Here is a 13,586-nt window from a genome sequence, read left to right on the forward strand (position 1 = left end):
CCCCCCCCCCCCCCCCCCCCCCCCCCCCCCCCCCCCCCCCCCCCCCCCCCCCCCCCCCCCCCCCCCCCCCCCCCCCCCCCCCCCCCCCCCCCCCCCCCCCCCCCCCCCCCCCCCCCCCCACCGCTGAGACCACCGCTAGAGCTGAGGACTGCCGACGATGAACACCCTGGACGTACTCGACGCCGACTCGCTGCGCGACGACATCCCCGAGTTCCGCCCCGGTGACACCGTCAAGGTGCACGTGCGCGTCGTCGAGGGCAACCGCTCGCGCATCCAGGTCTTCCAGGGCGTCGTCATCCGCCGCCAGGGCGGCGGCATCCGCGAGACCTTCACCGTCCGCAAGGTCAGCTTCGGCGTCGGCGTGGAGCGCACCTTCCCGGTGCACACCCCGGTCGTGGAGAAGATCGAGGTGCTGACCCGCGGTGACGTGCGTCGGGCCAAGCTGTACTACCTCCGCGAGCTGCGCGGCAAGGCCGCCAAGATCAAGGAGAAGCGCGAGACCGTCGCGCGCTGACACGCTGCGCCGGCCCTCCCTGCCTCGACACGGCGGGTCTCCCGCGCCCGTACGCTGATCCTCGATGAGCAGCGACCGGCACGGGGGACCCGCCGACGTCGTCCCGGGGGACGAGGGACCCGACGACCGCCGGCCCGGCGAGCGCGGGCCAGACGACCGCTCGGACACCGCGGCTCCGGCCGGCGCCCGCCGGTGGTGGGGCGGCCGGCGCCGCACCGAGCCCGGCAAGAAGCCCTCGCTGCTGCGTGAGCTCCCGGTGCTGCTGCTGGTGGCGTTCGTGCTCGCGCTGCTGGTCAAGACATTCCTCGTGCAGGCCTTCTTCATCCCCTCGGGGTCGATGGAGACCACGCTGCACGGCTGCACCGGCTGCACCGGCGACCGCGTGCTGGTGAACAAGGTGCCCTACTGGTTCGGCGAGCCCGAGCCCGGCGACATCGTCGTCTTCGAGGGCCCCGAGACCTGGTCGCCGGAGGTCCAGGTCGCCGAGCCCGGCAACTGGGTGTCCGGCGGGCTGCTGTGGCTCGGCCGCGCGGTCGGGGTGGCCCCGCCCAGCGAGGACGACTACGTCAAGCGCGTCATCGCCGTCGGCGGCCAGACCGTCCAGTGCTGCGACCCGGAGGGGCGCGTCGTCGTCGACGGGGAACCGCTCGACGAGCCCTACATCTACCAGGACACCCCCATCGAGACCCGCGGGTTCGGCCCGGTGACCGTGCCCGAGGGCCGGCTGTGGGTCATGGGCGACCACCGGTCGGCCTCGGCCGACTCACGCTCCCACGTGGACGACCAGTACGCCGGGACGATCGCCGTGGACGACGTCATCGGCAAGGCCGCGGTGATCGTCTGGCCCCTCGACCGGTTCGGCACGCTCGACTCGCCCGACATCCAGGGGGCGGCCGCCCCGGGCGTCCAGCTCACCGGCGCCGCCGCGGTGGCCGCGCCGCACGTGCTCGGCCTGGTGGGGGCGGTGCCGGTCGTCGCTTGGCGGCGGCGCCGGCGGAGCCGTCCCCAGGGCGGTTCCCGACGCCGTTCCCCGGGCCCGCACGCGGCCTGATCGCCGTCCGGTCCCTCCGCCGGGACCGGTCCGGCGTCCCTCCCGGGGGTGGGCGCACCACCGGCGGTCGCGCCGTGCCCCGGCCTCCGGTGCGGTGACGTCGGCGGGCGACCCACGACGGCGGAATGGTCGCGGAATGGCGCATCGCCATGTCGACAATCCGCGCACCTGTTACCGGTGTTACTCGCACCGCCGTTCCGGACGAATCCGAGAATGGCGGAAAAAATGTCCGGAAAGGTGTCAAGCAGTTCTCTCACTCGTCCGATGGATGGTGTGCAAGCCCCACCCCGAACGTGTGAAACGGAGTCCGACAGTGTCTGCACCCATGGCGAGCACCGCCCGCGGCGTCACCCGCGTGCTCATCCTCGCCGACGCCCCGGTCCTTCGCCGCGGGCTGGTCAGCATGATCAACGAGACCGCCGGGATGCAGTCGGTCGGCACCCCGGGCGAGCTGCGCCGGGCGCTGACCCTGGTCGAGACCGCCCGCCCCGACGCCGTCGTCGTCGAGCTCGGCTCCGGCCGCGCGGCCACCCTGGCCGCCTGCCGCGACCTGCGCCGCCGCTTCCCCCGGGTCGCCATCGTGGCCCTGGCCACCTCGGAGGACCCGGCCGTGGTCAACGAGGCCGTCGCCGCCGGTGTCCGCGGCTACCTGATGGTCAACACGAGCCCGACGCTCCTGGGCTGGGCCATCCTGGCCGCCCGCGCCGGCCGCACCGTGGTCGACCCGCAGATCCGCCGGGTGGAGCCCTCGGCCACCCCGGCCGCCAAGCCCTTCGCCCCCGAGGTCCCGCTGACCCGCCGCGAGTCCGACGTCCTCGACGAGCTGCTCCAGGGCCAGTCGAACCGCCAGATCGGCCGCAACCTGTTCATCAGCGAGGACACGGTCAAGAGCCACGTCAAGGCCATCCTGCGCAAGCTGGGTGCCCGCGACCGCGCCCACGCCGTCTCCCTGGTGCTCTCCTCCCGCTCGTCGGGCGGCGGCTGCACCTGCGGCGCCCACGCGGTGCTCCCCGCCGAGACCGCCGAGGTCTGACCCCGACCCCCGGTGCGCTGGCGGCTCTCCACCGCCGACCGCACCGGGCGCGCCGGACCGGACGGTTCGCCTCCTCAGCGATCCGGCCCGGCGCCCGCGACCGGTCCCCGGTCGCACCCGTCCACGAGCCGGCCCCTCCCGAGACCCGGGGGCCGGCTCGTGGCGCGTCCGCGGCCGGGCGGGCCGTCCTCCACGTGCGGCGGTCCCGCCACCTGCCGTCCCGGTACCCGTCGTCCCGGTGCTGCGTCGTCCCGTCGCCGGGCCGTCGTAGGGTCGGGACGCGATGGCAGTCCGTACCGCCCCTCCCCGTCCCGCCCGCGCCCCGGCCGGCCGTGGTCCGGTCGTGGACGACCGGCCCGACGCGCTGTGGGACATGGAACGCTCCCTGCGCCGCCGGGGCTTCTCCGCCGTCGCCGGAGCCGACGAGGCCGGCCGCGGCGCGTGTGCCGGGCCGCTGGTGGCCGCGGCCTGCGTCCTGCCCGCCGGGCGGCGCGGGCGGGTGCCGGGCCTGGCCGACTCGAAGCTGCTCACCGCCGCCGCCCGCGAGCGGGTCTACGACGAGGTCGTCGACCGCGCCGTCGCGTGGTCGGTGGTCGTGATGCCCGTGCCCGACCTCGACGCCCGCGGCATGCACGTCACCAACATCGAGGCGCTGCGCCGGGCCGTGTGGGCGCTGGACCCCGGCGCCGACTACGTCCTGACCGACGGCTTCCCCGTCAGCGGCCTCGCCCGGCCGACGCTCGCGGTCTGGAAGGGCGACCGCGTCGCCGCCTGCGTGGCCGCCGCCTCGGTGCTGGCCAAGGTGACGCGGGACCGGATCATGGCGGACCTGCACGAGCGCTGGCCGGAGTACGACTTCGCCCTGCACAAGGGCTACATCACCGACGCGCACAGCGCCGCCCTCGACCGCCACGGACCCTGCCCCGAGCACCGCCGGCGTTTCGTCAACGTGGCCCGCGCGGCGGCCGCACACGCCGCGCGCGACGCCCACCTGACCGTCTCCGGACCGATGGTCGATGATGGACCCATGCGCACCGTCTCCGGAGAGCCGCGATGAGCACCGAGGACCTGGAGAAGTACGAGACCGAGATGGAGCTGCAGCTCTATCGCGAGTACCGGGACATCGTCCGCCAGTTCACCTACGTGGTGGAGACCGAGCGGCGCTTCTACCTGGCCAACTCGGTCGACCTGCAGGTGCGCGAGGCCGGCGGTGAGGTGTTCTTCGAGCTCAAGCTCTCCGACGCCTGGGTGTGGGACATGTACCGGCCGGCGCGGTTCGTGCGGAACGTGCGGGTGCTGACCTTCAAGGACGTCAACGTCGAGGAACTGGACAAGCCGGACCTCGAGCTGCCGGACGGCCCCCGCCTGCCCTGACCGGGCACTGTCCGCTGCGTCGACCACGCGCTGAGGCTCCCGCGCACCGCCGACGCCCCGCGGTCCGCCGTCCACAGGGGGCGACCGTGTCCACAGACCCCGGCGAGCCGTCGTCCCCGCTGCGCGGACCGGTCACGGTCGCCGGGTGCGAACGACGACGGAACTGGGCCGGCGCGGTGAGCGGATCGCCGCGCGCTACCTGACCGACCGCGGCCTGCGGCTGCTCGACCAGAACTGGCGGTGCCGGGAGGGCGAGCTCGACATCGTCGCCCGTGACGGCTCGGCGATCGTCTTCTGCGAGGTCAAGACCCGGCGCGAGGTCGGCTTCGGGCACCCGGTCGAGGCCGTCACGCCCGCGAAGCAGCGCCGGCTGCGGCTGCTGGCGCAGCGGTGGCTGGCCTCGCACGAGGAGCACGCGCCCGACCTGCGCTTCGACGTCGTGGGCGTGCTGGTGCGGCCCGCCGGTCCCGCGGTGGTCACGCACCTGCAGGCGGCGTTCTCATGAGCCTCGCCCGCACGTGGTCGGTCGGGCTGGCCGGCGTCTCCGGCGCCCTGGTCGAGGTCGAGGTCGACATGTCGGCCGGCGTGCCCCAGGTGGTCCTCGTCGGGCTACCCGACGCGGTGGTCCGCCAGTCGGTCGACCGGGTGCGTGCCGCCGTGGTCAACGCAGGAGGCCAGTGGCCGCTGCGCCGCGTGACCATCGGCCTGTCCCCGGCGTCCATGCCGAAGCAGGGCAGCGGGTTCGACCTGGCGCTGGCCGCCGGGGTGCTGGCCGCGGCCGAGGCGGTCCCGTCGGCGTCCGTGGCCGACCTCGTGCTGCTCGGGGAGCTGGGCCTCGACGGCACCGTGCGGGCCATCCGCGGCGTGCTCCCGGCGGTGCTCGCGGCCCGGCGGGCGGGCCACCGGGAGGTCGTCGTCCCGCTGGGCAACGCCGACGAGGCCGCGCTCGTCGAGGGCGTCGTCGTCCTCCCGGTGGCCTCGCTGCGGGAGCTGCTGGCCCACCTCACCGGCCGCGCCCCGCTGCGGCCGCACGCCCGCGGCCCGCTGCCGGAGCCGCCGCCGGTCCCGGACCTGGGGGACGTCGTCGGGCAGGCCGTCGGCCGGCGTGCCGTCGAGGTCGCCGCCGCGGGCGGCCACCACCTCTTCCTCGCCGGGCCCCCGGGCGCGGGCAAGACGATGCTCGCCGAGCGGCTGCCCGGCCTGCTGCCGCCGCTCGACGAGCAGGCCGCCCTCGAGGTCACCGCGATCCACTCCGTCGCCGGCACGCTGCCGCCCGGGGCGCCGCTGGTGAGCCGGCCGCCCTTCGAGGCGCCGCACCACTCGGCCACCATGGCCGCCCTCGTCGGCGGCGGCTCGGGCCTGATCCGGCCCGGCGCGCTGTGCCGCGCCCACCGCGGGGTCCTCTTCCTCGACGAGAGCCCCGAGTTCCCGCGGGCGGTCCTGGACACCCTCCGCCAGCCGCTCGAGCGGGGGTCGGTGACCATCTCGCGGGCCTCCGGCGCCGCGACGTTCCCGTGCCACGCCCAGCTGGTGCTGGCGGCGAACCCCTGCCCCTGCGCGTCGGCGGCGGGGGACGCGGCCTGCACGTGCTCGGCGGCCGAGCGGCGGCGGTACCGGTCCCGGCTGTCCGGCCCGCTGCTCGACCGGATCGACCTGCGCGTCGACCTGCCACCGGTCACCCGCGCCGCCTGGCTGGACGGCACCGACCCACCCGAGTCCTCGGCGGTCGTCGCGGCGCGGGTCGCCGCGGCGCGGGCCGCCGCCGCCGAACGCCTGCGGGGCAGCGGCCTGGCACTCAACGCGCAGGTGCCCGGCCGCCTGCTGCGCGAGCGCTGGGTGGTGCCCCGGTCGGCGTCGGTGCTCGCGGAGCGGGCCCTGGAGCGCGGCATCCTCTCGGTCCGCGGCCTCGACCGGGTGCTGCGGGTGGCCTGGACCCTCGCCGACCTGGCCGGCCGACCCGTCCCCGACCGCGAGCACGTCGCCGAGGCGCTGGGCATGCGGCTGCAGCGGGTGGCGGCATGACCGCCCCCGACCGGTCCGTGTCCGACCTCGACGCCGACCTCGCCTCGGCGGCGGGGGAGCGGGGCGACCCGGCGGTCGTCCGCCGCGCCCGGGCGTGGCTCAGCCGGGCCGCCGAGCCGGGCAGCGTCGCCGTCTGGAGCTTCGTCGAGGAGGCCGGGCCCGTGGCGGCGGTCCGGGCGCTGCGAGCCGGCGCGGCACCCGCTCCGGTGCAGGCGCTGGTGGGCGTCCGCGCCGAGCAGGACGCCAGCCTGGCCGACCTGCGCCGTGCGCAGCGCCGCGGGGGCCGGCTGGTCGTCCCCGAGGACGACGAGTGGCCGCACGCCCCGCTGCACGCCCTCACGGTGGCCGCCGCGACCGAGGACCCGCGCTCCCCGGACCAGGCGGACCGGACGACGGCGCTCGTCCCGCCGGTCGCGCTGTGGGTGCGCGGCCCCGGGCGGCTGGGTGACGTCGTCGAGCGGTCGGTCGCGATGGTCGGTGCGCGGGCCTCGACGGCCTACGGCGAGCACGTGGCCGGCGACCTGGGTCACCGGCTGGGGGAGCGTGGCTGGACGGTCGTCTCCGGCGGCGCCTACGGCATCGACGCCGCCGCCCACCGGGGCGCGCTCGCCGCCGGGGCGCCGACGGTGGCGGTGCTGGCCTGCGGGGTCGACCGGGCCTACCCGAGCGGCAACGGCGCGCTGCTGGAGCGGATCGCGGAGGAGGGGCTCGTCGTCAGCGAGTGGCCGCCGGGCGCGGCACCCCACCGCCACCGGTTCCTGGTCCGCAACCGGCTCATCGCGGCGCTGACCCGCGGCACGGTGGTCGTCGAGGCGGCGGCCCGCTCGGGAGCGCAGGCCACCGCCCGCCGTGCCCGCCGGCTGGGCCGGCCGGTCATGGCGGTGCCCGGCCCGGTGACCAGCGCCATGAGCGTCGGCTGCCACGAGCTGGTCCGGGAACGCGAGTCCGGGGCGGTGCTTGTCGGCACCGCCGCGCACGTCATCGAGGAGGTCGGCCGGCTGGGTGAGGACCTGGCGCCGCCACGGGAGGCGGCGGTCGACGTCCGCGACGAGCTGTCCGACCTCGCCCGCCGCGTGCTGGACGCCTGCCCGGTGCGCCACGGGGTGAGCCCGGAACGGCTCGCGGCCGTGGCCGGCTGCAGCGTGGTGGAGGTCCTCCAGCAGCTGCCCGCGCTCGAGGTGGCCGGCCTGGTCGAGTGGACCGGGACGGGCTGGCGGCTGGCGCCGCGCCCGCGACCGCCCCGTCGGTGACGCCGCGTGGCCCGGGAGCGTCAGCCCCGCGGCGGGAAGGTCAGCACCTCCTGCGCGAACGACGCCAGCACCGCACCGGTGCGGTCGCGGACGGCGCCGCGGACCAGGCCGCGGTCGCCGCAGACGCGCACCGGGTCCGCGGAGTACAGCAGCCAGTCGCCGGCCTCGGCCGGTCGGTGGAACCACAGGGTGTGGTCCATGGTCACGCCCCTGGTCTCCGGCGGGGGAGGGGAGCCGGGCACCTGTGCCGCCGAGAACACCATGTAGTCCGAGACGAACGCGACCACCGCGGCGTGCAGGCCCGGGTCGTCGGCCAGCGGCAGGTGCGGCCGGACCCAGTACGGGTGCAGGGGGTCGAAGACGTCGGCGCCGCCGTCGACGCGGTGCCGTCCCGCGGGCCGGAACTCGAAGGGGTCCATGCCCATCAGGCGCACCTCGTCGGGCGCGACGTCCTCCGGCGGTGCGGGCAGCGGCGGGTGCGGCGCCTGCCAGTCGGGCCCCTCGCCGCCGGCGTGGAAGGAGGCGGTGAGCAGCAACGGGGTGCTCCGCCCCTGCGTCACGGTCACCAGGCGCACGGCGCTGGACCGTCCGTCGCGGACGGTGCGCGCGTCCAGCCGCAGCGGCTCGCCGAGGTCGCCGCCGGCCGGGAACACCGCGTGCACGGAGTGGGGCAGGAGGCCCGCCGGCACGGTGGCGGCCGCCGCGCGCACCGCGAGGGCGAGCGTGTAGCCGCCGTACAGGTGCCCGGACACCAGCGGTTCGTTCTCGAACGCGCCCTCCCCGCGGGGGTGGAGGCGGAGCAGCGTGTCGAAGTCGTGGGCCACACCGGATCCCTACCACCGTCCGGGGAGCGGCCGGCGCGGGCCGGACCGGCGTGCCCGCTTGACCTGCCTCCCGCGCCGACGGACCGTCGCGGGGTGTCCGGTTCGACGGCGGAGGTGCGCGCCGCGCTGCCGCCTGCCCTCGCGGCAGCCCTGGACGACTACGAGGCGCACCTGACCGGCGCCCGGGAGCTGTCCGAGCACACGCTCCGCGCCTACGTCTCCGACGCGGTGTCGCTGCTCGACCACCTCGCCCGGCGCAGCGGCACCCGCGTCGACGACCTCGACCTCGCGGCCCTGCGCAGCTGGCTGGCCAAGGGCCGCACCACCGGCGACAGCCGGGCCACCACGGCCCGGCGGGCCGCGGCGGCCCGGTCGTTCACCCGGTGGCTGCGCCGGACCGGGCTGACCCCCGAGGACGTCGGACTCCGGCTGGTCAGCCCCAAGGCGCACCGGACGCTGCCCGACGTGCTGGCACCGGACCAGGCCCGCGCCGTCGTCGAGTCCGCCGCAGGCGCGGAGGAGCCCGTCGGCCTGCGCGACGCGCTCGTCCTCGAGCTGCTCTACGCCAGCGGCATCCGGGTCAGCGAGCTGGTCGGCCTGGACGTCGACGACGTCGACCGCGGCCGCCGCCTGCTGCGGGTCCTGGGCAAGGGGCGCAAGGAGCGCAGCGTCCCCTACGGCGCGCCCGCCGAGCGCGCCCTCGACGCCTGGCTGACCCGCGGGCGCCCGGCCCTGGTCACCGACCGGTCCGGCCCCGCCCTGCTGCTCGGTGCCCGCGGCGGCCGGCTCGACCCGCGGGAGGCCCGCCGGACGGTGCAGGCCGCGGTCGCCGCGACCCCCGGCGCCCCGCACGTCGGTCCGCACGGACTGCGCCACTCCGCCGCCACGCACGTGCTCGAGGGCGGCGCCGACCTGCGTTCGGTCCAGGAGCTGCTCGGCCACGCTAGCCTCGCGACCACGCAGATCTACACGCACGTGACGGTCGAGCGGCTCCGTGCGGTGCACGCCCAGGCCCATCCGCGCGCGTGAGCCGGCCTCCGGCTGCCGATACTGGTCTGCGAAGCCCACCAGGGACCGTCCCGGCGGACCCATGAGCGAGCGGGGGAGCCACACCGTGCCCGAGGCGACGATCGACGCGATCGACGAGTCGAACGAGGACACCGACGCGGCGATCGCCGCGCTGTGGCGCGATTACGTCGCCGACCGCGACCCGGCCCTGCGGGACCGGCTGATCCTCCACTACGCGCCGCTGGTCAAGTACGTCGCCGGCCGGGTCGGCTCGGGGCTGCCCGCCCACGTCGAGCAGGCCGACCTCGCCTCCTACGGCACCTTCGGGCTCATCGACGCGATCACCCGCTACCAGCCCTCCCGCGAGGTCAAGTTCGAGAGCTACGCGATGGCGCGCATCCGCGGCGCGATCATCGACGAGCTGCGGACGACGGACTGGATCCCGCGCTCGGTGCGCAGCAGGGCCCGCCAGTTCGAGAAGACCATCGCCGCCCTGGAGAGCCGGCTCCAGCGCAGCCCCTCCGACGAGGAGGTGGCCGCGGAGATGGACATGGACGTCGAGGAGGTCCGCAAGTTCCTCGGCCAGCTCTCCCTGGTCAACGTGGTCGCCCTCGACGAGCTCCTCACCGACGACGACGGCGGCGCCCCGCGGCTGGTCGACACCCTGCAGGACACCTCCGCCCTCGACCCGCAGGCCATGGCCGAGCACGGCGAGGCCCGGCAGCTGCTGGCCCGCGCCGTCGAGCAGCTCCCCGAGCGGGAGAAGGTGGTCGTGAGCCTCTACTACTTCGAGGGGCTCACCCTGGCCGACATCGGCCGCGTCCTCGGGGTGACCGAGAGCCGCATCTGCCAGCTGCACACCAAGGCCGTGCTGCACCTGCGCACCAAGCTCGCCGACATCGCCTGAGCCGGGCTCACCCCGGGGGCAGCAGGCGGATCCGCGGCGACGCGAGGAGTTGCAGCGGGTCGAGGTAGGTCTCCCCGCGGCGCAGCCCCCAGTGCAGGCAGGCCGGCGCCGGGCAGCCCGCGTGGCCCGCGGCCAGCGTGCCGACCGGGGAGCCGCTCGTCACCCGCTGCCCGGCGCCCACGGAGGGCTCGACCGGCTCGTACGTCGTCCGCAGGCCCCCGGGGTGGTCGATGCTGACCACCGGCCGGCCGGCCACCGCGCCGGCGAACGCCACGACGCCGTCGCCGGCGGCGACCACCACCGCGCCCGGTGCGGCGGCCAGGTCGACGCCGCGGTGCCCGGGCCCGTAGGGCGAGCCCGGCGCCTCGAACGCGCGGGTCACCTCCGGCCCCGGCACCGGCGGGACCCAGACGCCGCCGGCGGGGAGCCGGGCGGGTGGATCCGGGGCCGCGGTCGCCGGCCCGGCGACGACCAGGCAGGCCAGGAGGAGCAGGGCGGCAAGCAGGCGCGGGGGCACCCCGCCACCCTCGGCCGACGCGGGCCACCGGGACGGCGCCGGCGGCCGGCTGTGGACGCCGGCCGCCGCCGGTGGACGGGCGGGAGGGGCGCTCCCGGCGGCGCGTATGCTGTCCGGTGCGGCCCGCTCCGGTGGGTCGACTTCGCGCGTCCTCGAACCCCGCCGCTGAACCAGCGGGGTGGTCGCCACCTCGGTCCCCGTGGTCCTCCGCGGGGTGGTGTGGCGCCTGGACGCCAGGGCGGCGCACCACCCGGTGCCCGCGACAACCGAGATGCGCGACCGCCCGGCGGTCGCGTGCGTACAGAGAGGCGACCATGGCAGTCGTCAGCATGAAGCAGCTGCTCGACAGCGGCGTCCACTTCGGGCACCAGACCCGTCGCTGGAACCCGAAGATGAAGCGCTTCATCTTCACCGAGCGCAACGGCATCTACATCATCGACCTGCAGCAGACGCTCGGGTACATCGACAACGCCTACGAGTTCGTCAAGCAGACGGTCGCGCACGGCGGGTCGATCCTGTTCGTCGGCACCAAGCGCCAGGCGCAGGAGGTCGTCGCCGAGCAGGCGCAGCGCGTCGGCATGCCCTACGTGAACCAGCGCTGGCTGGGCGGCATGCTCACCAACTTCCAGACCGTGCACAAGCGGCTCCAGCGGCTCAAGGAGCTCGAGGACATGGAGCAGACCGGCGTGCTGGTCAGCCTGTCCAAGAAGGAGCAGCTGGTCCTCAGCCGCGAGAAGGCCAAGCTCGAGCGCAGCCTCGGCGGCATCCGCGACATGCAGAAGGTGCCCAGCGCCATCTGGATCGTGGACACCAAGAAGGAGCACATCGCCGTCGGCGAGGCGCGCAAGCTCAACATCCCGGTCGTCGCGATCCTCGACACCAACTGCGACCCCGACGAGGTCGACTACAAGATCCCGGGCAACGACGACGCGATCCGCAGCATCACGGTGCTGACCCGCGTGGTGGCCGACGCCGTGGCCGAGGGCCTCATGGCCCGCTCGGCCGCGCAGGCCAACGCCGGCCGCGAGGACGGCGCCGAGCCCGTCATCGGTGGCGACGAGCCGCTGGCCGACTGGGAGCGCGAGCTGCTGACCGGCCAGACCGGCGAGGCGACCGCCACCGAGCTGCCCGAGACGCCGGCCGCCGCGCCGACCGTCACCGCCGACGAGGTCGCCCCGGTCGAGGGCGTCCCCGCCTCCGGCGACACCGACACCGGCACCCAGGGCGCCCAGAACGGGTAAGGACCCCGTCCTCCTCATCCCTCGCACGCTCGGGACGAGCCCCTGGACGGGGCCGTCCCGAGCCCGGGACCACACTCAGGAAGAGAGACATGGCTGACTTCACCGCAGCCGACGTCAAGCGTCTCCGCGACGCCACCGGCGCCGGCATGATGGACTGCAAGAAGGCGCTCACCGAGGCCGACGGCGACTTCGACAAGGCCGTCGAGCTGCTGCGCATCAAGGGCGCCAAGGACGTCGGCAAGCGCCTGGAGCGCTCGACGACCAACGGCATCGTCGTCAGCAAGGACGGCGCCCTGCTCGAGATCGACTGCGAGACCGACTTCGTCGCCAAGAACGCCGACTTCGTCAAGCTCGGCGAGCGGCTGCTCGACATCGTGCTGGCGCAGAAGCCGGCCGACGTCGACGCGCTGCTGGCCACCGAGGTCGACGGCCAGACCGTCGCCGCGCTGATCGAGGCCGAGTCGGCCCGCATCGGCGAGAAGCTGGTCCTCTCCCGCTTCGCGGTCTTCGAGGGCACCACCGCCACCTACCTGCACAAGCGGGCCACCGACCTGCCCCCGGGCATCGGTGTCGCGGTGCAGTACAGCGGCGGTTCCGAGGAGGCCGCGCGGTCGCTGGCGATGCACATCGCCGCCGCCCGCCCGCGCTACCTCACCCGCGACGAGGTCCCGGCCGAGGCCGTCGAGACCGAGCGCCGCGTCGCCGAGCAGACGGCGAAGGAGGAGGGCAAGCCGGAGCAGGCGATCACCAAGATCGTCGAGGGCCGGGTCAACGCCTACTACAAGGACTTCGTCCTCCTCGAGCAGCCGTCGATCACCGAGCCCAAGCGCACGGTGAAGCAGATCCTCGACGAGGCGGGCCTGACCGTGGAGCGCTTCGCGCGCTTCGAGGTCGGCCAGGCGTAACACCGGTCAGCAGAGGACCCCGCTGTCCCCGTCCGGCCCCGCTGAGGGGCCCGCGCCGAGCGTGCGAGGCGTGGGGGGCAGCGGGGTCCTTCTGCTGTCCGGGCCCGGCTGTCGGGCTCCCCGGCATGAGGCAGGATCGACCGGAACGACCGTCGAGCGAGGGATGAGCAGTTGACCGACACCGTGTCCGCCCCCAGCGCCTTCCAGCCCGCCGACGGCGGCGGCTACCAGCGGGTGCTGCTGAAGCTCTCCGGTGAGGCCTTCGGCGGCGGCAGGGTCGGCGTGGACTCGGCCATCGTGCACAGCATCGCCCAGCAGCTGGCCGACGTCGTCCACGGCGGCACCCAGGTCGCCGTCGTCGTCGGCGGGGGCAACTTCTTCCGCGGCGCCGAGCTCTCCCAGGCGGGCATGGACCGCCGGCACGCCGACTACATGGGCATGCTCGGCACGGTCATGAACTGCCTGGCCCTGCAGGCCTTCTGCGAGCAGGTGGGCCTGGAGACGCGGGTGCAGACGGCGATCACGATGGGGCAGGTCGCCGAGCCCTACATCCCGCGCAAGGCCGTGCGGCACCTGGAGAAGGGCCGGCTGGTCATCTTCGGCGCCGGTGCCGGCATGCCGTACTTCTCCACCGACACCGTGGCCGCCCAGCGCGCGCTCGAGATCGGCTGCCAGGTGCTGCTGATGGCCAAGAACGGCGTCGACGGCGTCTACGACGACGACCCGCGCACCAACCCCGACGCGAAGATGTACACCGACCTGGACTACGCCACCGTCCTGGCCGACGAGCTCAAGGTCGCCGACGCCACCGCGATCAGCCTCTCCATGGAGAACCGGATGCCGATCGTCGTGTTCAACCTGCTGCAGGACGGGAACATCGCGCGTGCGGTGGCAGGTGAGAGGATCGGCACGCTGATCAGCACGCCGGCCTGACCGGCGC

At 75.5% G+C, this 13,586-nt stretch carries 15 protein-coding genes; 13 read left to right on the top strand and 2 right to left on the bottom strand.

Going from position 1 to position 13,586, the window contains the following annotated elements; translation table 11 throughout:
• Nucleotides 1–157 precede the first annotated feature (157 nt).
• From rplS to dprA, 8 genes are all read left to right on the top strand, one after another.
• On the top strand, nt 158–514 hold the full coding sequence (rplS, locus tag ACI8AX_RS14130; RefSeq protein WP_456550462.1) for a 50S ribosomal protein L19: 357 nt from the start codon (nt 158–160) through the stop codon (nt 512–514).
• Nucleotides 515–578: 64 nt separating this feature from the next.
• Nucleotides 579–1,565, top strand: a complete 987-nt coding sequence (gene lepB / locus ACI8AX_RS14135; protein ID WP_456550463.1) for a signal peptidase I — start codon at nt 579–581, stop codon at nt 1,563–1,565.
• Between the two features lie 325 nt (nt 1,566–1,890).
• Nucleotides 1,891–2,598 (top strand): LuxR C-terminal-related transcriptional regulator, encoded by a 708-nt coding sequence (locus ACI8AX_RS14140; RefSeq protein ID WP_456550464.1) that lies wholly within the window; start codon nt 1,891–1,893, stop codon nt 2,596–2,598.
• 343 nt (nt 2,599–2,941) lie between these two features.
• Nucleotides 2,942–3,655, top strand: coding sequence for a ribonuclease HII (locus ACI8AX_RS14145; protein ID WP_456550465.1), 714 nt, complete (start codon nt 2,942–2,944; stop codon nt 3,653–3,655).
• Nucleotides 3,652–3,972 (top strand): DUF2469 domain-containing protein, encoded by a 321-nt coding sequence (locus tag ACI8AX_RS14150; protein ID WP_029432918.1) that lies wholly within the window; start codon nt 3,652–3,654, stop codon nt 3,970–3,972. Before ACI8AX_RS14145 ends, ACI8AX_RS14150 begins: the two co-directional genes overlap by 4 nt.
• Before the next feature lie 145 nt (nt 3,973–4,117).
• Entirely contained in the window at nt 4,118–4,477 is a 360-nt protein-coding gene (locus ACI8AX_RS14155; protein WP_456550466.1) for a YraN family protein, read from the top strand.
• Complete coding sequence (locus ACI8AX_RS14160) at nt 4,474–5,994, top strand: YifB family Mg chelatase-like AAA ATPase (protein WP_456550467.1); 1,521 nt, start codon at nt 4,474–4,476, stop codon at nt 5,992–5,994. Before ACI8AX_RS14155 ends, ACI8AX_RS14160 begins: the two co-directional genes overlap by 4 nt.
• Entirely contained in the window at nt 5,991–7,244 is a 1,254-nt protein-coding gene (gene dprA, locus ACI8AX_RS14165; protein WP_456550468.1) for a DNA-processing protein DprA, read from the top strand. Before ACI8AX_RS14160 ends, dprA begins: the two co-directional genes overlap by 4 nt.
• Before the next feature lie 20 nt (nt 7,245–7,264).
• Here dprA and ACI8AX_RS14170 read toward each other — a convergent pair whose 3' ends face one another.
• A complete protein-coding gene (locus ACI8AX_RS14170; protein ID WP_456550469.1) occupies nt 7,265–8,068 on the bottom strand; it encodes an acyl-CoA thioesterase in 804 nt (267 codons plus the stop codon).
• Nucleotides 8,069–8,161: 93 nt separating this feature from the next.
• Here ACI8AX_RS14170 and ACI8AX_RS14175 point away from each other — a divergent pair, with 93 nt between their 5' ends.
• Both ACI8AX_RS14175 and whiG read left to right on the top strand, forming a co-directional pair.
• A complete protein-coding gene (locus tag ACI8AX_RS14175; protein ID WP_456550470.1) occupies nt 8,162–9,097 on the top strand; it encodes a tyrosine recombinase XerC in 936 nt (311 codons plus the stop codon).
• Between the two features lie 61 nt (nt 9,098–9,158).
• A complete protein-coding gene (whiG, locus tag ACI8AX_RS14180; protein ID WP_456550471.1) occupies nt 9,159–9,983 on the top strand; it encodes an RNA polymerase sigma factor WhiG in 825 nt (274 codons plus the stop codon).
• Nucleotides 9,984–9,990: 7 nt separating this feature from the next.
• Here whiG and ACI8AX_RS14185 read toward each other — a convergent pair whose 3' ends face one another.
• Complete coding sequence (locus tag ACI8AX_RS14185) at nt 9,991–10,500, bottom strand: peptidoglycan DD-metalloendopeptidase family protein (RefSeq protein ID WP_456550472.1); 510 nt, start codon at nt 10,498–10,500, stop codon at nt 9,991–9,993.
• Between the two features lie 314 nt (nt 10,501–10,814).
• Here ACI8AX_RS14185 and rpsB point away from each other — a divergent pair, with 314 nt between their 5' ends.
• The 3 genes from rpsB (at nt 10,815) to pyrH (ending at nt 13,579) form a co-directional block, all read left to right on the top strand.
• The gene (gene rpsB, locus ACI8AX_RS14190) at nt 10,815–11,741 is read left to right on the top strand and encodes a 30S ribosomal protein S2 (protein WP_456550473.1); all 927 of its coding nucleotides are present in this window, start codon (nt 10,815–10,817) and stop codon (nt 11,739–11,741) included.
• 89 nt (nt 11,742–11,830) lie between these two features.
• The gene (gene tsf, locus ACI8AX_RS14195) at nt 11,831–12,646 is read left to right on the top strand and encodes a translation elongation factor Ts (protein ID WP_456550474.1); all 816 of its coding nucleotides are present in this window, start codon (nt 11,831–11,833) and stop codon (nt 12,644–12,646) included.
• Between the two features lie 171 nt (nt 12,647–12,817).
• A complete protein-coding gene (gene pyrH / locus ACI8AX_RS14200) occupies nt 12,818–13,579 on the top strand; it encodes a UMP kinase (protein WP_456550475.1) in 762 nt (253 codons plus the stop codon).
• The last annotated feature ends 7 nt before the right edge of the window (nt 13,580–13,586 follow it).

Source organism: Blastococcus sp. SYSU D00813 (assembly GCF_054050735.1).